Raw genomic sequence first — 23,113 nt, forward strand, 5'->3', positions numbered from 1 at the left:
AAATATGATTATGATTCAAAATCAACAGGATAAGATATATTTACGGTCTCTTTGTGCGGCGCACAAAAAAATTCTTGACAGTCCAGGGATTGTCTCCTATTCTTCTCCTCAGCGTATGTTGCGTTGCACAATTTTCTGACAACCAAACGGGAGAGACCCAAATGAAGACTGCAAAAGAAAACCTCGACATGATCAGCGACCTGAACAGCAAGGGCTATGACAACCTGCGTCAGCTCGGCGAACTCAACCTGACCACCTGGAACCGGATGATGGAAACCCAGCTGAGCACCTACAGCCAGCTGATGGAAAGCGCCATCAACCAGACCAAGGCGGTGACCGAGGCCAAGACCTACCAGGATGCCCTGCGCACCCAGCTGGAAATGGGCCGTAACCTGGGCGAGACCCTGATCGGCAAGACCCGCGAAATGGCCGAAATGAGCCAGCAGGTGGGTGCCGAGTACCGCAGCTGGTTTGAAAAGAACCTGGCCGCCGGCAAGGAAGAGTTCGATAAAGCGGCTGCAAAGGCCGCCTGATTCGTGTCATCATAAGCGCCAAGGCCCGCCCCGCAAGGGCGGGTTTTTTTTATCCTGAATTTAGGCCCTAAACCGGATCGCAAAGAACGCCAAGAACACGCAAAGGGCGCAAAGGGATTAAAAGCTGTGCCTGATTATCCCTGCATCTCAGCCATTATCTTGGCTCGGCTGGCTGTGCATGCCAGGTGCGGAAGATTTAATCCTTTGCGTGCTCTGCGCTCCTCAGCATTCTCTGCGTCCTTATAAGTTCAACCCACTTATCCCATCACATCCCTGGAGAAAAACATGAGTTGCACCAACAAAATTGCCGTAGTTACCGGTGGTCTGGGCGGTATTGGCACCGCCATCTGTCGTCGTCTGGCCCAGGAAGGGGCCAAGGTGATTGCCACCTATCACCCCTCCGAGGCGGACAAGGTCGAGGCCTGGCTGGCCGACCAGGGCGGCGATGCCGAGGCCGTGGTGGGTGATGTCTCCAGCGCCGAGGACAGCGCCCGCATGATGGGCGAGGTCCTGGCCAAGCACGGCCGGGTGGATATTCTGGTCAATTGCGCCGGTATTACCCGCGACACCACCATGAAGAAAATGAGCGCCGAGCAGTGGGATGCGGTGATCCACACCAACCTCAGCAGCGCCTTCTACGTCACCCAGCCGGTGTGGAACAGCATGATCGAGAACGGCTTTGGCCGGGTGATCAACATCTCTTCGGTGAACGGCCAGCGCGGCCAGTTCGGTCAGGCCAACTACGCCGCCGCCAAGGCCGGTATGCACGGCTTCAGCATGACCCTGGCCTACGAGGGTGCCACCAAGGGCGTCACCGCCAACACCATCTCCCCCGGTTATGTGGAAACGGCCATGACCGCCGCCATGCGCGATGACGTGCGCGAGTCCATCGTTGCCGGCATCCCCATGCGCCGCATGGGCAAACCCGAGGAAATCGCCCACGCCGTGGCCTTTGTGGCCGACGACAACAGCACCTACCTCACCGGCGCAAACATTCCGGTGAATGGCGGACTGTTTATTCACTAGCCGTCAGCTGCCAGCGATCAGCCTTCAGCGGCCAGCTGGGGGTTGCCAGGGCTGTTTAAAGCCTCTCTCCCCAACCCCTCTCCCCGTCGGGGAGAGGGGTTTTTCTGCTAACGGCTGGCAGCTGACCGCTCTCCGGGCTACAAATGCCGACGTACCTCAACCACATCCGGCTCGTCGGAATTGTGGACGATGCGAAAGCCCAGCTTTTGGCACATGCGCAGCATCTTGCTGTTGTTGGACAGCACCTCCCCTTCCATCACCTCTATGCCCCGGTCGCGGGCGACGAACATCAGCCGCTGCAACAGGTGGCGGCCTATGCCCTGGCGTTGCCATTCGTCCCCCACGGTGAGGGCAAACTCACAGGAATGCCGGTCTGAATTACTGACATAGCGCACCACGCCCAGGATGCGCGCCTGCGGGGTGTCTTCGTTGATGATGGCGATCAGGGCCATCTCCCGGTCGTAGTCGATCTGGGTGAAGCGTGCCAGCATCAGCGGGCTGAGCTTGTCCAGGCTCTGCATGAAGCGGAAATAGCGGCTCTCCGCCGACAGGTTTTCGACAAACTGCTTCTCGCAGCCGGCATCCTCCGGGCGGATCGGGCGGATCACCACGTTACTGCCATCGGGCAGCTGCCAGGTGCTCTCCAGCTCTGGTGGATAGGGGTGTATGGCCATGTGATCGTAGCGTGAGGTGCTGGTCTTAGGTGGCCCGACGCGGATACGGGCGTCCAGCGCAATCACCCCCTGCTCGTCCACCAGCAGGGGGTTGATGTCCATCTCGCGGATCTCGGGCAGCTCGCAGGCCATCTCCGATATGCGCTGCAGTACCTCCACCAGGGGGGCCAGGTTGGCCTCGGGGAAGTTGCGGAACTTGCGCAGGAACTGGGCCATACGGGTGCCCGAAATCAGCTGCTTGCTGAGGTATTCGTTCAACGGCGGCAGGGCCACCTGGGAGTCGGCAAACACCTCTGAGGCCACGCCACCGGCACCGAAGCGGATCACCGGGCCGAACACCGGGTCCTGGATGATACCGAGCATGATCTCCCGGCCGTGGGGGCGATTGGCCATGGCCTCCACCGTGACCCCTTCCAGCCGTGCCTCGGGCACCTGTGCCGCCACCTCTTCCATCATTTCGCGAAAGGCGGTGCGTACGCTGCGCGGTTCATTAATATTCAGCCGCACCCCGGAGACATCGGACTTGTGCTCTATGCTGGGGCAATTGATCTTCATCGCCACCGGCAGACCCAGGTTCTCGGCGGCAATCAGGGCCTCGGCGGCGGAGGAGACGTTGATCGCCGGCGAGACCGGGATATGAAAGGCGCGCAGCAGGGCCTTTGACTCGGTATTGCTCAGCACGCTGCGCCGATCGCCTAGGGCGTTTTCGATAATCAGCCGCACCCCTTCCACATCGGTCTCGCTCTGCCGCGACAGCGGCGGCGGCACCTGCAGCAAGACCTTTTGATTACGCCGGTAACAGGCCAGGTAGCCAAAGGCATCCACCCCGGCCTCGGGGCTGCGGAATTGAGGAATGCCCGCCTCGCCGAACAGGCGGCGCGCCTCGCGTACCATCAACTCGCCCATCCAGCAGGCCAGCACCGGTTTGCGCGACTGCTTGGCGGCGGCGATTACTCCCTCGGCGCAGGCGGTGGGGTCGGTCATCGCCTGGGGGGCCAGCAGTACCAGCACGCCGTCCACGTTCTTGTCCGCCAGCACCAGCCGGGTGGCGTCCTCATAGCGTTGGTGGTCGGCATCGCCTAGGATGTCAACCGGGTCGCTGTGGGACCAGTGCCCCGGCAATACCTCGCTGAGTTTCTCTATGGTCTCCTTGGCCAGTTCCGCCAGGGGTACATGCAGGTCGCTGGCGCGGTCCGCCGCCATCACGCCGGGGCCGCCACCATTGGTGACTATGGCCAGCCTGGCCCCCTCCACGCGCACATTGGAGGCCAGGATGCGGGCGGCGGCAAACAACTGGCTGACGGTGTGCACGCGCACGGCACCGGCGCGTTCCACCACGCTATCGAACACCGCATCACTGCCCACCAGGGCACCGGTGTGGGATACCGCAGCGCGGGTGCCGCTCTCGCTGCGGCCGGATTTGACCACCACCACGGGCTTCAGTCGGGCCGCCACGCGCAGGCCGCTGATAAAGCTGCGGGCATCGTTCACCCCCTCCACATAGAGCAGTATGCTCTTGGTCTCGGGGTCCACCGCCAGGTAGTCCAGCACATCGCCAAAGCCCACATCGGCGGTGGCCCCGAGGGAGGCCACGGCGGAAAAGCCAAAGCCCTCGCTGTTGGCCCAGTCCAGCAGGGCGGTGCAGAAGGCACCCGATTGGGCCACCAGGGCCACCTTGCCGGTCTGCACCTGGCTCTTGGCCGAGGTGGCATTGAGGCCGATGCGGGGACGGATGATACCCAGGCAGTTCGGACCCATCAGAGGGATGTTGTGGGTCTTGGCGATATCGACGATCTCGTTTTGCAGGGATTCGCCGCGCGGCCCGGTCTCGGCAAACCCGGCGGAGATGACAATGGCGGCGCGCACGCCCAGATCACCGGCCTCGCGCATCATCGTCGGGATCTGCTCGGCGGGCACGGCGAACACCACCAGGTCGATGGGGTGATCTATAGCCCGCAGCCTGGGGTAACAGGGCAGCCCCTGGATCGCTTCGCAGTCCGGGTTGACCGGATAGATCTCTCCCTTAAAACCGCATTCCTGCATGTTGCGCAGGATCTGGCCACCGACCGAATGGGCCTCGTCGGAGGCACCGACAATGGCCACGGAACCGGGTTCAAACAGGGTCTTGAGGTAGTGCTTCTTCATATAATGTATCCAGATAATACGGGGTCAGCTATGAGTTTAGATGAAATTTGCTGCGCCGCAACAAGAAAATGCTGCAACGCAACAACTTCACCCACAAAGATAATGCAAGAAAGCCCCGAACCGAGGGCAAGGCAAGCGGGCAAGCAACGGCTCTGGCAGTGGCGTCAACCTGAAGATGGGGTTTGGCTGTCCCGGCGAGCCCTCGTTAAAAGGAAGCAGAGGATGTTTTCTTTCCACGCCCCTGGGGTAGAATTGGCCGCAAGGAGAACCCCATGCCCATAGCCCTCATCAGCCACAGCGACTGCCTTCTGCACGAGATGGGAGGCGCGCATCCGGAACAACCGGCCCGTCTGCACGCCATCAACGACCGCCTGATTGCCTCCCATCTGGGCATGGTACTGCATCAATATGACGCCCCTGCGGCCAGCCGCGAACAGCTGCTCATGGTCCACCAGCCGGCCTATCTGGACCGGGTCTTCACAGCGGAGCCCGAGCAGGGTCTGACTTGGCTGGACGGCGATACCGCCATGGGACGTCACAGCCTGAGCGCCGCCCTGTACGCCGCCGGCGCAGGCATCCTCGGGGTGGATCTGGTGCTGGGAGGAGAGGTGGATCAGGCCTTTTGCGCCGTGCGCCCACCCGGCCATCACGCCGGGCCTGACTACGCCATGGGCTTTTGCATCTTCAACAACATCGCAGTTGCCGCTTATCATGCGATCCAGAATCATGGCCTGGAGCGCATCGCCATCATCGATTTCGATGTCCACCACGGCAACGGTACCCAGGACATAGTCGGCGGGGATGAGCGCATCCTGTTCTGCTCCAGCTTCCAGCACCCCTTCTACCCCGGCAGCGGCTTTGCGGACAATCCGGGCAACGTGATCAATCTGCCCCTGCCCGCGCTGACCGACGGCAAGGCCTTGCGCCAGGCCATCAGCGAGCGCTGGCTGGGCCAGATCCAGGCCTTCGCCCCGCAGCTGATTCTCATCTCCGCCGGCTTTGACGGCCATCAGGCCGACGACATGGCCCAGTTCAATTTGGTGGATGCCGACTACGGCTGGATCACCAGCCGACTGATGGACCTGGCCCGGATCAGCGCCCAGGGCCGTATCGTCTCCCTGCTGGAAGGCGGCTACGAACTGCACGCCCTGGCCCGCAGCGTCGAGGCCCACCTCAAGGCCTTCATAGGCGAGGTCTAGGAGCCTGTCGGATTTAGGATGCTCCTACTGCGCCGGTGGGAAGAACGGCTCAAATTTCCCCGATTTTTCGTTGCGTAGGCCAACTATGCGCCTCAAAATCGTGAAAATTTGTTCTCGCTCTCCCACCTTGCTCGCTACGGGCACCTAAACCCGACAGGCTCCTAGGGGCCTGTCGGGTTTAACGGGGCAGCCAAATTTCAGAAGTCACATAAGGCAACTGGAATTTTGCAATTTCTGATCAATCATGGCCTTTTTTCGACAATCCGACAGGCTCCCAGTCATGCAACGACCCGACCCTGGCAATGGCGTCACTCCCGGCCAACTGATCCGCTGGTTCGCCGCTGGCCTGTTCCTGCTTGGCACCCTCTCACTGAGCAGCAAACACGGCCTGGGCCTGGCCGGCCTGCTGTTCGGCCTCATCTTTCTGGCCATCACCGGCAGCCTGGTGCATTTTCTGGCCAAGGGGGTGGATGCCCTGGTCCATCAACGTCGGCGCGAGGCCGATGAAAATGAGGCCCGAAAACGGCTCTGCCAGGAACGTGGCTGGGTCTTTCGCCCTATCCCCGGACGCAATCTGCGCTGGCGCGTGCAACCCGGCGACAAGACCCAGGGCTGGTACCTGGACTTTCATTTGCGGGGGGGGGTACTGCCTGGGCAGGACGTGCATCAACTGGGCTTCAGCCTGCAACAATCCGGCAGTTTCCCACCCCTGCTGTTGCTGCATCGGCAGGCCGTTGAGCCGTTGAGCCGGGGATCCAGCCTCCCGGTTGTGCAGGTCGATCGGCTAACCCGTTTCAGCGGCACCGGTGCCGCCCAAGCGCAGATCACCGAGCTGGCCCGACAGCGACCCGAGGCCGGCCCCGAAGGCTATGTCTGGCTATCCCTGGAGCCTGGGCTTGGGCGCAGGCTGGGTCAGGATACCCGGCTCAACGACCGGCTACAGCAGCTGGATGCCGACCTGGAGCCCATCTATGCACGGGCCCGGGCCAACAGCAGCGGCCTGTTTCTCTACGCAGGTGCCGAGGGCCTGGAATTCAATGGCCTGACCGTCTTCATGTCCGCCGAGATGATCACCCTGGCCATAGATATCCTGGAGCGTCTGAAGACGCATGGGTCCGGCCCTCATGCCATGGGTTGATCCTGACTTCGGCAGTTAAGTGTCGAGTATCGCCGCAAGGCCAACGGAGGCAAAACCGGGATTGCGGATGTGTCGAGTCCAGGGTGCAGGTCTAATAGCGGTCTGGGCGCAGCAGGGGCTGCCGGGGTCGATGATCCTTGGCCTTCAGGCGCTGCTCCAGCTCCTGTTGCAGCAACTCCAGGGCGCGGTTTCTGATACGCGAGGCCCCTTGGTGATAGTGCAGCACGGTGCAGGGGATGGGTTCGTGCAGGCCGCGCTGGGCGGGTTCCTGGAACTCGGTCCAGGCGAGAATGGGTAGATCATACAGGCTGGAGTCGATGACCACCCAGCTGTCCCGGTCCAGATAAAGGGACAGGGGCGGCAGCCCCTCCAGGCCGAAGCAGGCCTCGAACCGCTTGCGCGCCAAATAACGCCGCCAGACATTCCACGCCCCGGCAGGGATTTTCGACGGGTAGCTGTCCAGCAGCGGCAGGTCACGCAGGCGCTCGTACATTTTTCCTCCTAGAAGCCGCCAGCCTCCAGCGGTCAGCAGTCAGCCACCAGCTTTCAGCGGTCAGCAATACAGCCCCGTAGCCCGGATGCAGCGAAGCGGAATCCGGGGTTGCCGCTAGGCAGGGCCACACCTATCCCGTTGCACCTCCGAGCCAGCGCTCGGAGCTCCCAGGATGAGAGGCGAACCCCAATGTTGTTTCACAGTAAAAGCTGACGGCTAACTGCTGGCAGCTGGCAGCTTACCCGGTTATTGCTGCAAACACATTGGGCAGGCGTTCCGGCAGGCGTTCGACGTTATCGACAATGGAGTAGTTGTTTTCGCCGAAGATGCGCGCGACGTAGCGGTCGGCGTTGGGGTCCAGGGTCAGGCAGTAGGTATGTATGCCCTTCATCGCCAGGTCTTCCACCGCCTTTTTGGCATCGTTGCGCAGGTACTGGGGGTCGCGCTCGTCGATGTCCGCCGGTTCGCCGTCGGTGACCAGCAGCACCAGCCGTTTCTGCGCCGCTTGCTGGGTCAGGTGCCAACCGGCGTGGCGCAGGGCCGCGCCCATACGGGTGGAAAGGCCACCCTTCATGCCCGCCATGCGTGCCTTGGCCTCGTCGTTGTAGCCTTCGTTGAAGTCCTTGAAGCGGTAGTACTGCACATCGTGCCGGCCATCGGAGGCAAAACCGTGCACGGCGAAGTTGTCGCCGATGGAGTCTATGGCCCAGGCCAGCAGGCCCGAGGCCTCGCGGGTCAAATCGAGGACGCTGGGCTGCTCGCTGTAGCCTTCGTCGTCCGGATCCAGATCGCCTATCTTCAGGTTGGTGGATTCGGACAGATCCAGCAGCAGGACGATGGACAGGTCGCGCACATGGCGGGTGATGCGGATGTTGATGCGCGGGTCAGGCATGATGCCGCGGCGAATGTCGATCATGGCGCGCACCGCGGCGTTCAGGTCCAGCTCCTCGCCCTCCTCGTAGCCGCGGCGACGGACTATGCCCTGGGGCTGCATGGCGTCGATCAGGTGACGGATGCGCGAGGCGATGGGCTTGTGCTTGACCAGGATCTCGTCCATCCGTTCGGGGTCGGCCTTGCCCTGGCGGCGCTCGATCACCGTGGCCCAGTCCGGCCGCGCCAGCTGCACCTGATAGTCCCATTCGTGGTAGTGATAGGGGTCGGAGACCGGCTCGACGCCCTCCATCTGGTTCCAGCTCTTGGTGGTTTCCAGGTCGTCCTCGTAGGGGAACAGCTCGGAGGAGAGGACCAGGATTTCGTCCGGGTTGCCGTGGGTCATCTCCGAGTCGATCTCATCGACAAACTCCATCACGCTGACATAGCGCCGTTTGGGACCCTGTTGTTCGGGGATGTAGTCGTCCCCCTGGGAGATGAACATATTGTCAACGAATTCCCAGATATAGCGGTTGTCATCGCGGTAGGGAATGGGCCAGTCGGAGAGGATACGCACGCTGGGCAGGGGTGCCAGGGCAAGGATGCGGTTGTAGAAATCCACCCCGGCCATCCAGCTCAGATTGCGGGCATAGGGGTCGGCCTCCAGCTTGGTGCGAAACTCGCCGGCCACCTGGCTGATCAGCGGCTGGGGGTCGTTGTAGTCCGGGTCCATGATGGCGCGGGTGACGCGCAGCATGTAGTCCATCATCTCGTGAGGCTGGCCGAACTCGTCATCCTTGCCCGGCTGGGTGGTGTAAAAGGATAGCCAGAGTTTGCGCAGGCCGGGGAACTCCTGATAGGCAAGATATTCGATGCGCGCATCCTCGAACAGCTCGATGAAGCGCATCTGCGCCTGGGACAGCTGCTCGCCGGAGATCGCCTCGCGGGTATAGACCAGGTGCGCGGCGGCGTGAGCGGCGGCGGCGCGGTAGATCTCCATGCCGTCGATGCCGCGAAAGGGGTCGTAGGCGTCCGGTATGTGGATCTGAAAGTCTTCGATGAAGGGCTTGAGGCCGCGCTTGGTCTCGTAGTCCCCCGCCGTTGGGCGCATGAGGAAGGCGCGGGCCCAGAGGGCGCGCAGGTAGAAGTTGAGCCGACGCTGGTTGTCGATGAACAGGGTACCCCGGCGCTCCCGTTGCAGCACGGACTTGGCCGATTCGGTGTTGAGGCCGAAGTAGGCCATCTGGCCGTCGAGATCCCGTTGATGGGCCTGGGCACCCCACATGGCCCAGCGCCGCAGGCCACCAAGGGTGAGTTTGGAGAGCAGCTCGTCGAGCACCTCCATCATCGGCCGCAGACCGCGCGGCGCCTTACCGGCCAGCTGATGCAGCAGCTTCAGATAGCCGCGCATGACCTCGGCATCGCCCAAACGCTGGGCCGCCAGGGGCATGTTGGCCATCATCAGGGTGATGACGGTGCCAGAGGTGTGGGAGGACAGCTTCATCAGCGCCTCGACGATGTCGGGGATGACATCCTCGCCCACCTCCTTGACCACCCCGGGCATTTCCTGCACATAGGTCAGTACCAGGTCCTGACCCCGGCCGAGGGTGCACATGGCGCGCATGCCCTCCAGGTAGTTCTGCAGGCCACGGGGCGACATCACCCGCGATGCCTCGTGATAAGACGACTCCAAGGCCTCGCGGTGCTCGTGGTCCTCGGCACTCAGGCAGCTGACGTACTCACTAAAATCAATGCTCATGAAAAAGCCTCCAGCCGTCAGCTGTCAGCGGCCAGCTTTTTTTAGCTAGCCAGCCAACAGCTGGCGGATTTCTCGATAAATCTATTAGCCTTCAGCTGCCAACCGTCAGCGGCCAGCTTTTAGTTGCTAGCCGCCAGTTTATTCAGCAGGCCAGCTATCATCTGACGGACCTCTCGGCAAAGCCCCTGCAGAACCTGACTCTGATTCTGCGGCATGTAACCCAGGTCGGCAGCCAGCAGCAGCTGATATTCCAGTTCACAGCAAGAGCCAGAAGCAATGTACAAAAAGCGTGAAAAATCCTTATCACTGCTCCGGCCATAACCCTCGGCAATATTCGAGGGTATGGAGACGGCGGCCCGGCGCATCTGACTGGTCAGCCCAAATCGCTCGCTTTCTGGCATCTGCTGGGTCTCGGCATAAAGCGCCAAGACCAAATGATGGGACTTCTCCCAAACCTGCAAACGCCTGAAATCCCTCACGGCGATACGCGGGAAAGCTGGGCGCTGACGGCTGGCAGCTGGCGGCTAAAAATAAGTATTTACCGCCGCGGTGAGGGTATCGCGCATGTCCGGGTCGTCGGTGAGGGGGGTGACCAGGGCCATTTCGCAGGCGGACTGGGTGTCTATGCCCTTGCCGATGAGTTGCGCCGCATAGACCAGCAGGCGGGTGGACATGCCCTCGTCGAGCCCGTGACCCTTGAGGTTGCGCGAGCGCTGGGCGATCTGCACCAGCTTTTCCGCCACTTCCTTGCTGACGCCGCCTTCGTGGGCCACTATCTGGGTCTCGATCTCGCTGCTCGGGTAGTCGAAGTCCATGCCGCCGAAGCGCTGCTTGGTGGACTGCTTGAGGTCCTTCATCAGCGACTGATAGCCGGGGTTGTAGGAGATGACGATCTGGAAATCCGCGTGCGCCTGCACCAGCTCGCCCTTCTTTTCCAGCGGCAGCACGCGGCGGTGGTCGGTAAGCGGGTGGATCACCACCGTGGTGTCCTGGCGCGCTTCGACGATTTCATCCAGATAGCAGATGGCGCCGATGCGCGCGGCCACGGTGAGCGGGCCGTCCTGCCATTTGGTGCCATTGATGTCCAGCAGGAAACGGCCGACCAGGTCGGAGGCGGTCATGTCCTCGTTACAGGCGACGGTGATCAGGGGCTTTTGCAGGCGCCAGGCCATGTATTCGACAAAGCGCGACTTGCCGCAACCGGTGGGGCCCTTGAGCATCACCGGCATGCGCGCGGCATAGGCGGCCTCGTACTTGGCCACTTCGTTGCCGACGGCGCAATAGTAGGGCTCGTCTTGGATCAGATACTGCTGGCTGGTGGTGTCGCTCATGATCGGGCTCCTCAAATAGGTGCTAACCGGATGGTTACAGTGTCCGCAAATAAACGCCAATGGACGCAAATTTAGGACGCAGAGATCGCAAAGTAGCGCAGAGTACGCAGAGTTTGTTATTGCTTAACCACTCAGGCCGTTAAGCCCCGTGCCCTTTTGGAAGATGGGTCGGAGAGGGACAGTAGTCATCTCTTTGCGACCTTTGCGTATCCTTCGCGTTCTTTGCGATCCATCTCTCTCTGCGCTCTCCCCGCTTCTCTGCGTCCTTTAACACTGCGGTCTGCCAGCTGCCACTGCAGCTGGCGGGAATCGGGTCCGGCCCCTGCACGAGCAGGGGCCGGAAGGCGGCCTGGGTGATTACACCGGGGTGCCGCGGAAGACAACCATTTCAGCGCCCTTGGACTGGGCGTAGTTGTCAAAGCCGATCAGGCGCACATGGTTCTTGGGGTGCGCCTTGTGGCAGGCCTCGGCCTCGGCCAGGATGCGGTCCACGTCGGTTTCGCCGAACATGGGCAGCTTCCACATGTACCAGTAGTGGTCGAAGGCATTCTCCGGCTCAACGTGTTCCACGGCCGGGTTCCAGCCCTTGGCGACGATGTAGTCCACCTGCTTGCGGATGCGCTCGGCGTCCATCTCCGGCAGATAGGAGAAAGTCTCGAACTTGCGGCTGGTCACGTCGGCCAGGCTGGATTTGTAGTCTTGCATATCACTCATGATCTGATTCCTCAGTTGTTTGCCTCAGAGCCACAGAGATCACAGAGATGTCTGAAGTCTCTCCGCTCTATCGCTGGTTGTGGCTTAATTGCGTAGGGTCTGATGGATGCAGGCGCTTAGCCCTGCCACCGAGGCACGCAGCTGCAGATTGCCCCAAGGCTCTCTGTGTGCTCTGTGCCTCTGTGGCTGATGGCTTATTTGTGCGCCACGTCCAGCTTGTCCACGGTGTCGAATTCGAACTTGATTTCCTTCCAAGTCTCCATCGCGGCCTTCAGTTCAGGGCTGTTGGCGGCGGCGTTGGTGAGGATTTCCTTGCCTTCTTTTTCCAGTTCGCGGCCTTGGTTGCGGGCCTCGACGCAGGCCTCCAGGGCGACACGGTTGGCGGCGGCACCGGCGGCGTTGCCCCAGGGATGGCCCAGGGTACCGCCACCGAACTGCAGCACCGAGTCGTCGCCGAAGATGGACACCAGCGCCGGCATGTGCCAGACGTGGATGCCGCCAGAGGCCACCGGCATGACGCCGGGCATGGCACCCCAATCCTGATCGAACATGATGCCACGGCTGCGGTTTTCCTTGATATAGGCATCGCGCATCAGGTCGATCCAGCCGAGGGTGGCCTCGCGATCGCCTTCCAGCTTGCCGACCACGGTACCAGAGTGCAGATGGTCGCCGCCGGACAGACGCAGGGCCTTGGTCAGTACGCGGAAGTGGATGCCGTGGTTGGGGTTGCGGTCGAGCACGGCGTGCATGGCGCGGTGGATGTGCAGCAGCACACCGTTGTCGCGACACCACTGCGCCAGGCCGGTGTTGGCGCAGAAGCCGCCGGTCAGGTAGTCGTGCATGATGATGGGCGCGCCCAGCTCCTTGGCATACTCGGCGCGCTTGAACATCTCGTCCGGGGTCGGCGCGGTGACGTTGAGGTAGTGGCCCTTGCGCTCGCCGGTTTCCTTCTCGGCCTTATGGATGGCATCCATGACAAAGTCGAAGCGCTGGCGCCAGCGCATGAAGGGCTGGGAGTTGACGTTTTCGTCGTCCTTGGTGAAGTCCAGACCGCCACGCAGGCATTCGTACACGGCGCGGCCGTAGTTTTTCGCCGACAGGCCCAGCTTGGGCTTGATGGTACAGCCCAGCAGGGGACGGCCGTACTTGTTCATCTTGTCGCGCTCGACCTGGATGCCGTGGGGCGGACCGTTACAGGTCATCACATAGGCCAGGGGGAAGCGCACGTCCTCCAGACGCAGGGCGCGTACGGCCTTGAAGCCGAACACGTTGCCCACCAGAGAGGTGAAGACGTTGACCACCGAGCCCTCTTCAAACAGGTCGATCGGGTAGGCAATGAAGGCATAGAAGGAGTCGTCGCTGCCGGGTACGTCCTCGATGGCGTAGGCGCGACCCTTGTAGTAATCCAGATCGGTGAGCAGGTCGGTCCACACCGTGGTCCAGGTGCCGGTGGAGGATTCGGCGGCCACAGCGGCGGCTGCCTCTTCACGGGGTACGCCGGCCTGGGGGATGATCTTGAAACACGCCAGGATGTCGGTGTCCTTGGGGGTGTAATCGGGCATCCAGTAGGTTTCGCGGTACTCTTTCACGCCCGCATCATAAGTCTTAGCCATGGGTCTTCCTCATCTTGTATTGGGTCTGATGGGTATTGGGTCTGCCAGGACCGGTGAAGCCACCTAACCCCGGCAATAAAACCGCTTGATTTCCAGGAGAACAACCTGGAATGAAGGCAAGTATAGGGGCCTGACCTATAAATGATAGTCAGGTGTTTTGATGAAATTCATAAACGAAGACTTATGTATGCGAGTAGGAACCAGGAGACAACCTGGGTTAGGCACCCCCAATTATGCCCCCAAAATGACGGGATACCCTGGGTATTATTGGGAGTTGGCGGTAATTGACGGAAACAAAAAAGCCAGCTTTTACGCTGGCTTAGGGGGTTGGTGGGAGTAGTTGATTTAAATGGTTGGCTGGGGACGAGGGAGTCGAACCCCCACATACAGAGTCAGAGTCTGCTGTCCTACCATTAGACGAGTCCCCAATAGGGCCCTCGCGGGCCTTGGAAAAAGATTAGCGCTTGGAGTACTGCGGACGCTTGCGCGCCTTGTGCAGGCCAACCTTTTTGCGTTCGACCATGCGCGCGTCGCGGGTCAGGTAGCCGGACTGGCGCATGGGCGGGCGCAGGTCTTCATTGAACAGCGACAGGGCGCGGGCGATACCGTGACGTATGGCACCGGCCTGGCCGGTGATGCCGCCGCCGGTGACGCTGATCTTGAGGTCTACCTTGTCGAGCATCTCGACCTTTTCCAGGGGTTGACGCACGACCATGCGCGCGGTTTCGCGGCCGAAGAACTCTTCCAGGCTGCGGTTATTGATGGTGATGGCACCCTTGCCAGGGCTCAGGTAAACCCGAGCGGTGGAGGTCTTGCGGCGACCGGTGCAGTTGATTACTTCCGCCATGATGCTTTTCTTTCCCGTGGATTCAGATTTCGAGAGGTTTCGGCTGTTGTGCCTGGTGTTTATGTTCGCCCCCGGCATAGACCTTGAGCTTGTCCAGCATGGCGCGGCCCAGGGGGTTACGCGGCATCATGCCCTTGACCGCCTGCTGAATGACGCGCTCCGGCGCCTTGGCCAGCAGGCCTTCAAGATTGATCGATTTGAGGTTGCCGATGTAGCCGGTATGACGGTGATACATCTTGTCTTGCAGCTTGTTGCCGGTGACGGCAATCTTTTCCGCATTGACGATGATAATGTAGTCGCCGGTATCCACATGCGGGGTGTATTCCGGCTTGTGCTTGCCACGCAGGCGGCGTGCCACTTCACTGGCCAGGCGGCCAAGGGTCTTGCCGGAGGCGTCGATCAGGTACCAGTCACGACGCACGTCGGCCGGTTTTGTGCTTACAGTAGTCATTGAATGCTGCCCCATAGCAACTGGATTGGGTTTACCCCGAAAAAGACGGCGCAATATACAGCCCCAAAGGCGGCAAATCAAGCACCGATTATGAATTTACTCTCAGCCAGCGGGAATCCGCAGGCGCTGCACCGGCTGACCCTTGAGCAGGTGGCTTTGCAGGATCTCATCCAGGTCTTCCTGATCCACGTAACTGTACCAGATGCCCTCGGGATAGACCGCGATGACCGGGCCCTGATCGCAACGACCCATGCAGCCGGCGCTGTTGATGCGCACCCCACCCTCCTGGTGGATACCGGCCTCCTTACAGCGTTGTTTCAGGTAATTGCGGGCGTCCCGGGCGTTGTGACGGGCGCAGCAGGCGCTGCCGTCTTGCCGGTCGTTGGTGCAGAAAAACAGGTGATAACGGTAGAACATTTCCCCTCCGCTTGCTTACGGGTTGATGGCGCTGTACCCAACCAAGGTCTTTTCAGCACCGGCCCCTGGGCTGGTAAACTGCATCCTTGCCCGCAACCGACCCGACAACAGTGACCCAGCCCGCCCCGACAGAACCGACCTTGGACCGACAACGCCTGCTGCAACAGGCAGATCGCTGCGTCAAGTGCGGTCTCTGCCTGGCGGTCTGCCCGACCTATGCCCTGCTGCAGAACGAGGCGGACTCGCCCCGTGGCCGCATCGCCCTGATTCAGGGCCTGCTGGAGGGCCAGTTAGCGCACGGCGAACGGCTGGAGCAACACCTGCGCGGCTGCCTGCATTGCCGTAATTGTCAGAGCGCCTGTCCCTCGGGGGTAGAGTATAACCTGATCATCGACTCAGGCCTTGGGCTAATGCCGCCACCCTCGCCATTTCGGCTTGATCAGCTCAGCCGCTGGTCGCAACGGCCCTGGCTGCAGGGCCTGTTGCGCCTGCTCAATCCCCTGCCCCTGCGCGGCCTGGCACGGGGTCTGAGCTGGGGCAGCTGGCGGCGTTCGCTACAGCTGCTGCCCCAGGTGCAGCGGCCAGTCCCTGCCCGTGATCGGCCCGGCGCGGGGCCGGCCTTGTTTCTCGGCTGCATCGGCCAGATCAATGACAGCCCGGCGCAGCGGGCCTTTATCCAGGTCTGCGCGGCGCTGGACATCCCCCTGCGCATTCCCGCCGGCCAGGCCTGCTGTGGCGCCCTGCACCGCCATCAGGGGCTGGTACAGCGCACCCAGCCGATGCAGGCGGCCAATGCCCAGGCCTTTGCCGGGGCCGAGCGCCTGATCAGCCTGAGCAGCGGTTGCGCCGCCGAATTGCAGCAGCAGTTTGGCCAGCGGGTTGAAGACCCCAGCGCCTTTCTGCAGCGCCAGAGTTGGCCTGCGGGGCGGTTGCGGCCATTGAACGCCAAGGTGGCGCTGCACAGCCCCTGTTCCCTGCGCAATGTGCTGGATACGGCGGAATCGGTCCGGCAGTTGCTGGGGCGCATCCCCCAGCTGCGCCTGGAGGCGCTGGCTAACGGCCACGGCTGCTGCGGCGGGGCCGGTCTGCAGCTCCTGAAACAGGACGGATTGGGCGAGCGGCTGGCGCAGCCCCTGCTCGATCAGCTGGAGCAGATGCGGCCGGATATACTGGTCACCTCCAGCAGCGGCTGCGCCCTGCAACTGCGTCAGGCCCAGGCCCAGCGCGGGCTGAACCTGGAGGTGATCCACCCGGTCGAACTCATCGCTCGGCAGTTACTGTGAAACATCCGTGGCAAATTTCGAGTCCCGAGTCCCGAGCCCCGAGTCCCGGCGCCGCCAACAGATGTTTCAGGTTCCGGGGTGGCGCTGTCCGCCCATGTCCGTTGGGTTGAGTATCGGGACTCGGCACCTGACCCATTGGGACGCAGAGGACGCAGAAAAGAATGAATTACGGTGAAACAACTTTGGGACTTGCCTCTCATCCTGGGAGCTCCGAACGCTGGCTCGGAGGTGCAAAGCAATGGCCTGCAGGGCAGACACTCTCATGCTTTGCAGCGCCTCCCCGGATTCCGCCCTTCGGCAGGCCCTTCGGCAGGCTCAGGACATCGCTCAGGACATCGCTCAGGACATCGCTCAGGACATCGCTTCGCTGCATCCGGGCTACGGGGTCGCCGAGTCCCGAAGCGGCCAAGAATTGTTTCATATTCCGGGGTGCCCACACCTAGCGCAGATAGGCGTGGGCCGCTCCATGATCGTTAGGTTCAAACTTGGAGTAATGCCATGCCCCTATCCCACCTGACCCCGGCCGACCGGCTGGTTGTTTCGTTTGATAATGCCCTGCGCACCCTGTTTGGCAAGCCTCGGGGCAGCGGTCGGGCGAGCCCGGCGGCGGGCCTGGAAGAGGCGGAGCTGAACCCGGCGCAACGGCGTCATGTAGGCCGTTTGATGCGCATCAATCACAGTGGCGAGGTCTGCGCCCAAGCCCTGTATCAGGGTCAGGCCGCCACCGCCCGGCGATCCCGGCTGCGGCAGGGCATGGCGCAGGCGGCGCTGGAGGAGAACGACCACCTGGCCTGGTGTGAACGCCGACTACAGGAGCTGGATCAGCGCAAAAGCCTGCTCAATCCCCTCTGGTTCGCCGGTTCCTTTGCCCTGGGTGCCGCCGCCGGCCTGGCCGGGGACAGGTGGAGCCTGGGCTTTGTCGCCGAGACAGAGAAACAGGTCAGCGCCCACCTGGACGACCACCTGCGCCAGCTACCACCGCAGGACCGCAAGGACCGCGCCATTATCCAGCAGATGCGCGAGGATGAAATGCAACACGCCAGCCACGCCCTGGAGGCCGGCGGCACCAAGCTGCCCCTGCCGATCCGCCTGGGCATGAAGGCGGCATCACGGCTAATGACGCGCACCAGCTACCACGTCTGACCTAACGGACATGGAACGGGCAGCGCCACCCCGGAGCATGAAACATCCCCTAGTCGATGGGACGCAAAGGACGCAGAGAAGCATGAGGAAGAAGTAGCCCGGATGGAGTGAAACGGAATCCGGGGTTGCCGTTGGACATGGCTACCCCATTGCCCCTCCGAGCCAGCGCTCGGAGCTCCCAGATTGACAGGCGGCCATGTTGTTTCACAGTAACGGGCATGGGGCGGACAGCGATACCCCGGAACATGAAACCTAATCATTCTGAGCTGTCTCCACCAGCTCAAAGCTGTGACTCACCTGGGCCACCTGGCCGATCATGATGGAGGCGGAGCAGAACTTCTCGGCGCTGAGCCGCACCGCCCGCTCCACCGCCTTTTCCGTCAGCCCCGGCCCGCCGACGCGAAAGTGCATGTTGATCTGGGTGAATACCTTGGGATCGGTCTCGGCACGCTCGGCGCTCAGTTCCACCTCGCACAGGCTCACCTCATGCCGTCCCTTGCGCAGGATGTGTACCACGTCGAACTCAGAGCAGCCGCCCATGCCCAGCAGCAGCAGCTCCATCGGTCGCACCCCCAGATTGCGCCCGCCAAACTCCTCCGGTCCATCCATCACCAGGGCGTGACCACTGCCCGACTCGCCCAGCATCAGCGCCCCTTCGACCCACTTGACTCTTGCCTTCATCGTCTAAAAACCTCATTAAAACAACCAAATAATTCACATCACCAAGGATCTGGAAAATAGGGATATACTCTCTACCAGAACACTGGCCTCCAGCCTCCATCAGGCACGACCCGTCCATTGAGCAACCCGTAACGGACCATGCAGCAATGACAACATACAGTACCGCCAAATCCCAGCCCGAGTATCTCTCCCGCCTGCTGACCTTTTGCCATACCCGCAAGTATCCGCCCAAGGCCGACATCATCCGCCCCGGCGACCCGGCCGATGTGCTCAGCTACATCCTGGAGGGCTCGGTGGCGGTGATGATGGAGGACGAGGACGGCCGCGAGCTGATCCTCACCTACCTGAACAAGGGCGACTTTGTCGGCGAGATGGGGGTGTTCATCCACAGCTCCAACCGCAGCGCCATGATCCGCACCCGCACCGCCTGCCTGATTGCCGAGATCTCCTACACCAAGCTGGAACACCTGCTGGCCACGGACCTCAAGGACTACGCCATCGACATCATCCACGCCATGGGTCGGCAGTTGGCCACCCGTCTGATAGAGACCAGCCGCAAGGTCAGCCACCTGGCCTTCTACGATGTCACCGGCCGCATCGCCCGCACCCTGCTGGACCTGTGCAAGCAACCGGACGCCATGACCCACCCCGAGGGCATGCAGATCAGGATCACCCGTCAGGACCTGGGGCGCATCGTCGGCTGTTCGCGGGAGATGGTTGGCCGCATCCTGAAAAAGCTCGAATCCGAGGGCCTGATCAGCGTCAAGGGCAAGACCATAGTCGTATTTGGCACCCGCTGAGTCGGCCCGGCACATCAACAACCCCAAGCAAGCACCCAGGACACAGCCACATGAACTACCCCGCCTTTTTTGATCAAGTAAAGACCATTGACCTGCACGACCCCCTGGCGCAAATCCTCGGCGTCAGCGCGGACGGGCTGATGCGCTACAGCTATCTGGACGCGGTCAAGCTGGCCGGCCACTCCTGTCCCACGGTGGCCGGGGCCTATCTGATGACCCTCAAGGGGCTGGAATGCCTCTATCCTGAAGGCCCGGCCGAGCGCGGCGGTCTGCGCGTGGAACTGAGCGCGGCCCAGTCCGAAGGGGTCGCTGGGGTGATAGGTGCCGTCGCCGGGCTGTTGACCGGCGCTGCGGGAGAGGGTGGCTTCAAGGGCCTGGGCGGGCGCTTCTCACGCCGCGATCTGCTGCGTTTTGCCAGCAGTCAGGCCGCCGAGCTGCGCCTGCGGCGTCTGGATAGCGGCGCTGCGGTGGACCTGGCCTATCACCCGGAGATAGCGCCACCGCCAGCGGGCCTGCAGCCGCTGATGCAGCGGCTGCTGTCCGGTCAGGCCAGCGCAGAGGAGCAGGTCGAATTCGGTCGCCTCTGGCAGGAACGGGTCCGCGCCATACTGATAGATCACGCCGATGATCACGGCCTGGTCGTTGTAACACCCAGGCCGTGACAGCTACTCAGAGGATCAAGCTCCTTGCCCCTTTGGGGATGCGGGTGCAGAGACGCAGAGGATATCTATACATTACTATGAAACTCGCGAAGCGCTCGTTTGCTCCCCCTCCCCCTGGGAGGGGGTTGGGGGGAGGGAACGATCAGGGGCGAGAAGACTTTCATTTTCCGGGGTGGCTCTGCTCGCCCCATGATCGTTGGGGTTCATCCCCAGCGCCAGCAGCAGCAACACAAACAACAGCAGTGACAGGCCCTGCCAGAAGCGCAGGGGGTGGCTTTGCAACAGGGGCAAGGGGCCAGGATTGACCAGGGCCGGATTGGGCTGGCGCAGGTCCTGCAGAAACTCGGACAGATGCTGATGGCGTCGCTGGGGATCGGGATGCACCGCCTTACGCAGGGCCGCATCCAGCCAGGCGGGAATCTCGCTGCCCTCATCCAACAGCGAGCGATACTGCAACCGATGCTGGGCGGCGCGGCTCGTGGCCCTGGCCACCTGAGTACCGTAGGGCAGGCGGCCACTGAGCATCTGATAGGTCAGCACGCCCAGGGAAAACAGGTCCGACTGTGGGCGTCCCGTTTCGCCGAGAAAATACTCCGGCGCGCTGTATTGGGCGGTGCCGAGCAGGGCCTCCTGACCCAAGGCGGCACCAGAACCCGGCGTGTGGCCCAGCTCCTGCAGGCCGGCCACACGTACCGAGCCAAAATCGATCAGCCGCACCCGGCCGCCGCTATCAATCAGGATATTGTTCGGTCGCAGGTCCTGATGCAGCATCTCCAGCCGGTGCATAGCCTGCAGCCCACGGGCGATCTGCTCCACCAGCTCGCGCACCCGCTCAAGGGCGGGCCTGGGGTGATCCAGCATCCACTGCACCAGGGTCTGGCCCTCGATGTACTCAAAGGCGGTGTAGAGAAATTGCCGCTGGCGGCGCTGCGGCGCGGCCTTGAGCAGATGGGGATTATCCAGCCGCCGGGCGATCCATTCCTCCAACACAAAACGCTCCAGATAGGCGGCATCCTCGCGCAGCTCCACCGAGGGCAGCTTCAGCGCCACCTGCTCGCCCGTATCCGGGTCCTGGGCCAGATAGAGATGGCTGCGATGGCTGTGGTGCAGCTCACGCAGGATCTCATAGCCATCAAAGCGCTGGCGCGGTGCCAGTTCCGGGGCAAAGGCCAGCTCGCTGACCTGACGGTTGAGCTCATCCAGCCCCGGCGGCGGCAGATCCTCGATGCGCAGGATCTGGATGCTGAGGTTGTCCTCACTGCCGTTGTCCAGGGCCAGCTGCAGGATCTGTTGCGCCGCTTGGTCCAGATCATCGCCATGGCGCGCCAGACACTGCTGCATCAGGGCAGCGCTGGCGAACTCATAGATGCCGTCGCTGGCGAGGATAAACACATCCCCCTGCTCCAGGGGCAGGGCCAGATAGTCCAGCTCCAGCCGGTCCTGCATGCCCAGGGCGCGGCTTAGATAGCTCTTATCCGGCGCCAACCAGAGGCGATGATCCTCGGTCAGCTGCTCAAAACCGGCACGGCTGAGGCGAAACACCCGGCAATCCCCCAGGTGAAACAGGTGCGCCGTGCGCGATTTGAGCACCAGGGCGCTGAGGGTGCAGACATAGCCGCGATTCAGGTCATAGCGGAAAGGCCCGTTGCGGCTCTGGGCATAGAGCCAGGAGTTGGTGGCCTGCAGCACCCGCTGCACCGAATGCTTTACCGTCCAGGACTCCGGCGTGGCGTAATAGTCCTCCAGAAAGCTGCGCACCGCCGTCTGGCTGGCGATCTGGCTGACCTGGCTGCTGCTGATGCCATCGGCCAGGGCCAGGGCTATGCCCTTGCTGCTGAGCAGCGGCTCCTGGGGGGCGATCAGGCCGAGAAAGTCCTGATTCAGCGGCTTGCGCCCCTTGTCGCTGCACTGGCCGAGGCTGATGGCTAGCCCAGGCATCCGGGCTCAGGCACCCACCCGAATGGAGGCCTTGTCCGTCGTGCCTTGGGGCGCGGCATTTTCCTTCAGCATCCGCTGCGGACTGGTACGCACATGGGTGTAGTACAGCGGCAGACCCACCAGCACAAAGCCACCCACCAGATTGCCCAGCACCGTAGGCAGCTCGTTCCAGACGATGTACTGCATGAAGGTGAAGTTGCCGCCCATGATCATGGAGAAGGGGAACAGGAACATGTTGACGATGGAGTGCTCGAAGCCCATGAAGAAGAACAGCATGATCGGCATCCACATGGCCGCCATCTTGCCGGTGGCGCTGGTGGAGATCATCGCCCCCACCACGCCCATGGACACCATCCAGTTGCACAGCATGCCGCGGATAAAGATGGTGAACCAGCCATCGACGCCGTGGGCCATGTAGCCCAGGGTGCGCGATTCGCCGATGTGGCTGACCTTCTCGGCAATGGCGCCGCCGTCTGTGTTGTAGCCGTAGGTGAGGATGAAGGACATCATGAAGGCCACGCTGAGGGCACCGGCGAAGTTGCCGATGAACACCAGTCCCCAGTTGCGCAGCAGTTGCCCCAGGGTGACGCCGGGGCGGCGGTCGATCAGGGCCAGGGGCACCAGGGTGAAGACCCCGGTGAGCAGGTCGAATTTCATCAAATAGAGCATGATGAAGCCCACCGGGAACAACAGGGCACCGAGCAGGGGCGAGCCGGTCTGGGTGGCGACGGTGACGGCGAACACGGCAGCCAGGGCAAGAATAGCCCCGGCCATGAAGGCGCGAATCAGGGTGTCCTTGGTGGACATATAGACCTTGGATTCCCCCTGATCCACCATCTTGCTGACAAACTCTGTAGGTTCTAAGTAGGACATGCGGATTACCTCGTTGTGATTAAGCCAATGATAGTGATTAATAAAGTCCGCCAATGAACGCGGATGAACGTTGATGAATGACTGTCCTTGGCCATGGCCGACCCATAGGGCGGCCCGTGGCCGCCACCCAGCGCAGGACATAGGGCGGCCCATGGCCGCCGTCCCCACGCAGAATGCAGGCCTCAGGGCCGATGGCAGCGCCTGTGGCAGGGCAGCTTGCGCCGAAACCTTATGCTGGGAGCTCCGAGCGCTGGCTCGGAGGTGCAAAGTAATAGCCTGCTGGGCAGACACCCCTATGCTTTGCAGCGCCTCCCCGGACATCGCTTCGCTGCATCCGGGCTACGGGGCTGCCGAGTCCCGAGTTTGTGGGAGGGCAGCTTGCTGCGCGACGTCGCCCGGCATAGCCGGCCTCCCACCTCCGAGCCAGCTCTCGGAGCTCCCAGGTTGGCAACACCCAGACCGACAGCTCTGCTTGACCTCATTCTTCCCCTCTGCGTCCTTTGCGCTCCTTTGCGTTCTCTGC

Annotated in this window: 21 protein-coding genes and 1 tRNA gene; 8 read left to right on the forward strand and 14 right to left on the reverse strand. The window is 62.1% G+C overall.

The window, feature by feature from the left end; translation table 11 throughout:
* Positions 1–161 precede the first annotated feature (161 nt).
* Entirely contained in the window at positions 162–533 is a 372-nt protein-coding gene (locus tag D5125_16575) for a phasin family protein (GenBank protein ID QFY90942.1), read from the forward strand.
* Positions 534–818: 285 nt separating this feature from the next.
* Positions 819–1,559 carry an acetoacetyl-CoA reductase gene (phbB, locus tag D5125_16580; GenBank protein ID QFY90943.1) on the forward strand — a complete coding sequence of 247 codons (741 nt, stop codon included), beginning with the start codon at positions 819–821 and terminating at the stop codon, positions 1,557–1,559.
* Positions 1,560–1,696: 137 nt separating this feature from the next.
* Here phbB and D5125_16585 read toward each other — a convergent pair whose 3' ends face one another.
* Positions 1,697–4,378, reverse strand: coding sequence for a bifunctional acetate--CoA ligase family protein/GNAT family N-acetyltransferase (locus D5125_16585; protein QFY90944.1), 2,682 nt, complete (start codon positions 4,376–4,378; stop codon positions 1,697–1,699).
* A 272-nt stretch (positions 4,379–4,650) separates the two neighbouring features.
* Between D5125_16585 and D5125_16590 the strand changes: the two genes are divergently transcribed.
* Positions 4,651–5,577, forward strand: coding sequence for a histone deacetylase family protein (locus D5125_16590; GenBank protein QFY90945.1), 927 nt, complete (start codon positions 4,651–4,653; stop codon positions 5,575–5,577).
* A gap of 280 nt (positions 5,578–5,857) precedes the next feature.
* Entirely contained in the window at positions 5,858–6,715 is an 858-nt protein-coding gene (locus tag D5125_16595) for a hypothetical protein (GenBank protein ID QFY90946.1), read from the forward strand.
* Between the two features lie 91 nt (positions 6,716–6,806).
* Here D5125_16595 and D5125_16600 read toward each other — a convergent pair whose 3' ends face one another.
* The 10 genes from D5125_16600 to D5125_16645 all read right to left on the reverse strand — a co-directional run bounded on the left by D5125_16600 (position 6,807) and on the right by D5125_16645 (position 15,210).
* The gene (locus tag D5125_16600) at positions 6,807–7,208 is read right to left on the reverse strand and encodes a hypothetical protein (protein ID QFY90947.1); all 402 of its coding nucleotides are present in this window, start codon (positions 7,206–7,208) and stop codon (positions 6,807–6,809) included.
* 238 nt (positions 7,209–7,446) lie between these two features.
* Positions 7,447–9,837 carry a nitric oxide reductase activation protein NorD gene (locus D5125_16605; protein QFY90948.1) on the reverse strand — a complete coding sequence of 797 codons (2,391 nt, stop codon included), beginning with the start codon at positions 9,835–9,837 and terminating at the stop codon, positions 7,447–7,449.
* 119 nt (positions 9,838–9,956) lie between these two features.
* Positions 9,957–10,316: a four helix bundle protein gene (locus D5125_16610; GenBank protein ID QFY90949.1), complete on the reverse strand. Its 360-nt coding sequence runs from the start codon at positions 10,314–10,316 to the stop codon at positions 9,957–9,959.
* Between the two features lie 45 nt (positions 10,317–10,361).
* The gene (locus tag D5125_16615) at positions 10,362–11,168 is read right to left on the reverse strand and encodes a CbbQ/NirQ/NorQ/GpvN family protein (GenBank protein QFY90950.1); all 807 of its coding nucleotides are present in this window, start codon (positions 11,166–11,168) and stop codon (positions 10,362–10,364) included.
* A gap of 357 nt (positions 11,169–11,525) precedes the next feature.
* Positions 11,526–11,882, reverse strand: coding sequence for a ribulose bisphosphate carboxylase small subunit (locus D5125_16620; protein QFY90951.1), 357 nt, complete (start codon positions 11,880–11,882; stop codon positions 11,526–11,528).
* Positions 11,883–12,076: 194 nt separating this feature from the next.
* Positions 12,077–13,495 (reverse strand): form I ribulose bisphosphate carboxylase large subunit, encoded by a 1,419-nt coding sequence (locus D5125_16625; protein ID QFY90952.1) that lies wholly within the window; start codon positions 13,493–13,495, stop codon positions 12,077–12,079.
* A gap of 354 nt (positions 13,496–13,849) precedes the next feature.
* A tRNA-Gln gene (locus D5125_16630) sits at positions 13,850–13,923 on the reverse strand.
* A gap of 29 nt (positions 13,924–13,952) precedes the next feature.
* Positions 13,953–14,342, reverse strand: a complete 390-nt coding sequence (rpsI, locus tag D5125_16635; GenBank protein QFY90953.1) for a 30S ribosomal protein S9 — start codon at positions 14,340–14,342, stop codon at positions 13,953–13,955.
* Between the two features lie 22 nt (positions 14,343–14,364).
* Positions 14,365–14,793 (reverse strand): 50S ribosomal protein L13, encoded by a 429-nt coding sequence (rplM, locus tag D5125_16640; GenBank protein ID QFY90954.1) that lies wholly within the window; start codon positions 14,791–14,793, stop codon positions 14,365–14,367.
* 102 nt (positions 14,794–14,895) lie between these two features.
* On the reverse strand, positions 14,896–15,210 hold the full coding sequence (locus D5125_16645; protein QFY90955.1) for an NAD(P)H-dependent oxidoreductase subunit E: 315 nt from the start codon (positions 15,208–15,210) through the stop codon (positions 14,896–14,898).
* 140 nt (positions 15,211–15,350) lie between these two features.
* On the opposite strand from D5125_16645, the gene D5125_16650 reads away from it, so the two are divergent.
* Positions 15,351–16,493: a (Fe-S)-binding protein gene (locus tag D5125_16650; GenBank protein ID QFY90956.2), complete on the forward strand. Its 1,143-nt coding sequence runs from the start codon at positions 15,351–15,353 to the stop codon at positions 16,491–16,493.
* Positions 16,494–16,991: 498 nt separating this feature from the next.
* On the forward strand, positions 16,992–17,636 hold the full coding sequence (gene coq7 / locus D5125_16660) for a 2-polyprenyl-3-methyl-6-methoxy-1,4-benzoquinone monooxygenase (GenBank protein ID QFY90958.1): 645 nt from the start codon (positions 16,992–16,994) through the stop codon (positions 17,634–17,636).
* Between the two features lie 252 nt (positions 17,637–17,888).
* On the opposite strand, the gene D5125_16665 is transcribed toward coq7, so the two are convergent.
* Positions 17,889–18,317 carry an OsmC family protein gene (locus D5125_16665; protein QFY90959.1) on the reverse strand — a complete coding sequence of 143 codons (429 nt, stop codon included), beginning with the start codon at positions 18,315–18,317 and terminating at the stop codon, positions 17,889–17,891.
* A gap of 146 nt (positions 18,318–18,463) precedes the next feature.
* Here D5125_16665 and crp point away from each other — a divergent pair, with 146 nt between their 5' ends.
* Together crp and D5125_16675 are read left to right on the forward strand one after the other, a co-directional pair.
* Positions 18,464–19,117: a cAMP-activated global transcriptional regulator CRP gene (gene crp, locus D5125_16670; GenBank protein QFY90960.1), complete on the forward strand. Its 654-nt coding sequence runs from the start codon at positions 18,464–18,466 to the stop codon at positions 19,115–19,117.
* A gap of 50 nt (positions 19,118–19,167) precedes the next feature.
* The gene (locus D5125_16675) at positions 19,168–19,779 is read left to right on the forward strand and encodes a hypothetical protein (GenBank protein ID QFY90961.1); all 612 of its coding nucleotides are present in this window, start codon (positions 19,168–19,170) and stop codon (positions 19,777–19,779) included.
* A 75-nt stretch (positions 19,780–19,854) separates the two neighbouring features.
* Here D5125_16675 and D5125_16680 read toward each other — a convergent pair whose 3' ends face one another.
* Both D5125_16680 and D5125_16685 read right to left on the reverse strand, forming a co-directional pair.
* Positions 19,855–21,717 carry a bifunctional protein-serine/threonine kinase/phosphatase gene (locus D5125_16680; GenBank protein ID QFY90962.1) on the reverse strand — a complete coding sequence of 621 codons (1,863 nt, stop codon included), beginning with the start codon at positions 21,715–21,717 and terminating at the stop codon, positions 19,855–19,857.
* Between the two features lie 6 nt (positions 21,718–21,723).
* Positions 21,724–22,590: a formate/nitrite transporter family protein gene (locus D5125_16685; protein ID QFY90963.1), complete on the reverse strand. Its 867-nt coding sequence runs from the start codon at positions 22,588–22,590 to the stop codon at positions 21,724–21,726.
* Between the last annotated feature and the right edge of the window lie 523 nt (positions 22,591–23,113).

The organism is gamma proteobacterium SS-5 (genome assembly GCA_009497875.2).
GTDB lineage: Bacteria > Pseudomonadota > Gammaproteobacteria > Chromatiales > Chromatiaceae > Magnetovirga > Magnetovirga frankeli.

Coding starts and splice junctions, on each gene's coding strand:
- D5125_16575 (QFY90942.1), top strand. CDS start 162: ATGAAGACTGCAAAAGAAAACCTCGACATGATCAGCGACCTGAACAGC.
- rpsI (QFY90953.1), bottom strand. CDS start 14,342: ATGGCGGAAGTAATCAACTGCACCGGTCGCCGCAAGACCTCCACCGCT.
- D5125_16590 (QFY90945.1), top strand. CDS start 4,651: ATGCCCATAGCCCTCATCAGCCACAGCGACTGCCTTCTGCACGAGATG.
- D5125_16620 (QFY90951.1), bottom strand. CDS start 11,882: ATGAGTGATATGCAAGACTACAAATCCAGCCTGGCCGACGTGACCAGC.
- D5125_16665 (QFY90959.1), bottom strand. CDS start 18,317: ATGAAGGCAAGAGTCAAGTGGGTCGAAGGGGCGCTGATGCTGGGCGAG.
- D5125_16595 (QFY90946.1), top strand. CDS start 5,858: ATGCAACGACCCGACCCTGGCAATGGCGTCACTCCCGGCCAACTGATC.
- rplM (QFY90954.1), bottom strand. CDS start 14,793: ATGACTACTGTAAGCACAAAACCGGCCGACGTGCGTCGTGACTGGTAC.
- D5125_16675 (QFY90961.1), top strand. CDS start 19,168: ATGAACTACCCCGCCTTTTTTGATCAAGTAAAGACCATTGACCTGCAC.
- D5125_16585 (QFY90944.1), bottom strand. CDS start 4,378: ATGAAGAAGCACTACCTCAAGACCCTGTTTGAACCCGGTTCCGTGGCC.
- D5125_16645 (QFY90955.1), bottom strand. CDS start 15,210: ATGTTCTACCGTTATCACCTGTTTTTCTGCACCAACGACCGGCAAGAC.
- D5125_16685 (QFY90963.1), bottom strand. CDS start 22,590: ATGTCCTACTTAGAACCTACAGAGTTTGTCAGCAAGATGGTGGATCAG.
- D5125_16605 (QFY90948.1), bottom strand. CDS start 9,837: ATGAGCATTGATTTTAGTGAGTACGTCAGCTGCCTGAGTGCCGAGGAC.
- D5125_16615 (QFY90950.1), bottom strand. CDS start 11,168: ATGAGCGACACCACCAGCCAGCAGTATCTGATCCAAGACGAGCCCTAC.
- coq7 (QFY90958.1), top strand. CDS start 16,992: ATGCCCCTATCCCACCTGACCCCGGCCGACCGGCTGGTTGTTTCGTTT.
- D5125_16680 (QFY90962.1), bottom strand. CDS start 21,717: ATGCCTGGGCTAGCCATCAGCCTCGGCCAGTGCAGCGACAAGGGGCGC.
- phbB (QFY90943.1), top strand. CDS start 819: ATGAGTTGCACCAACAAAATTGCCGTAGTTACCGGTGGTCTGGGCGGT.
- crp (QFY90960.1), top strand. CDS start 18,464: ATGACAACATACAGTACCGCCAAATCCCAGCCCGAGTATCTCTCCCGC.
- D5125_16625 (QFY90952.1), bottom strand. CDS start 13,495: ATGGCTAAGACTTATGATGCGGGCGTGAAAGAGTACCGCGAAACCTAC.
- D5125_16600 (QFY90947.1), bottom strand. CDS start 7,208: ATGTACGAGCGCCTGCGTGACCTGCCGCTGCTGGACAGCTACCCGTCG.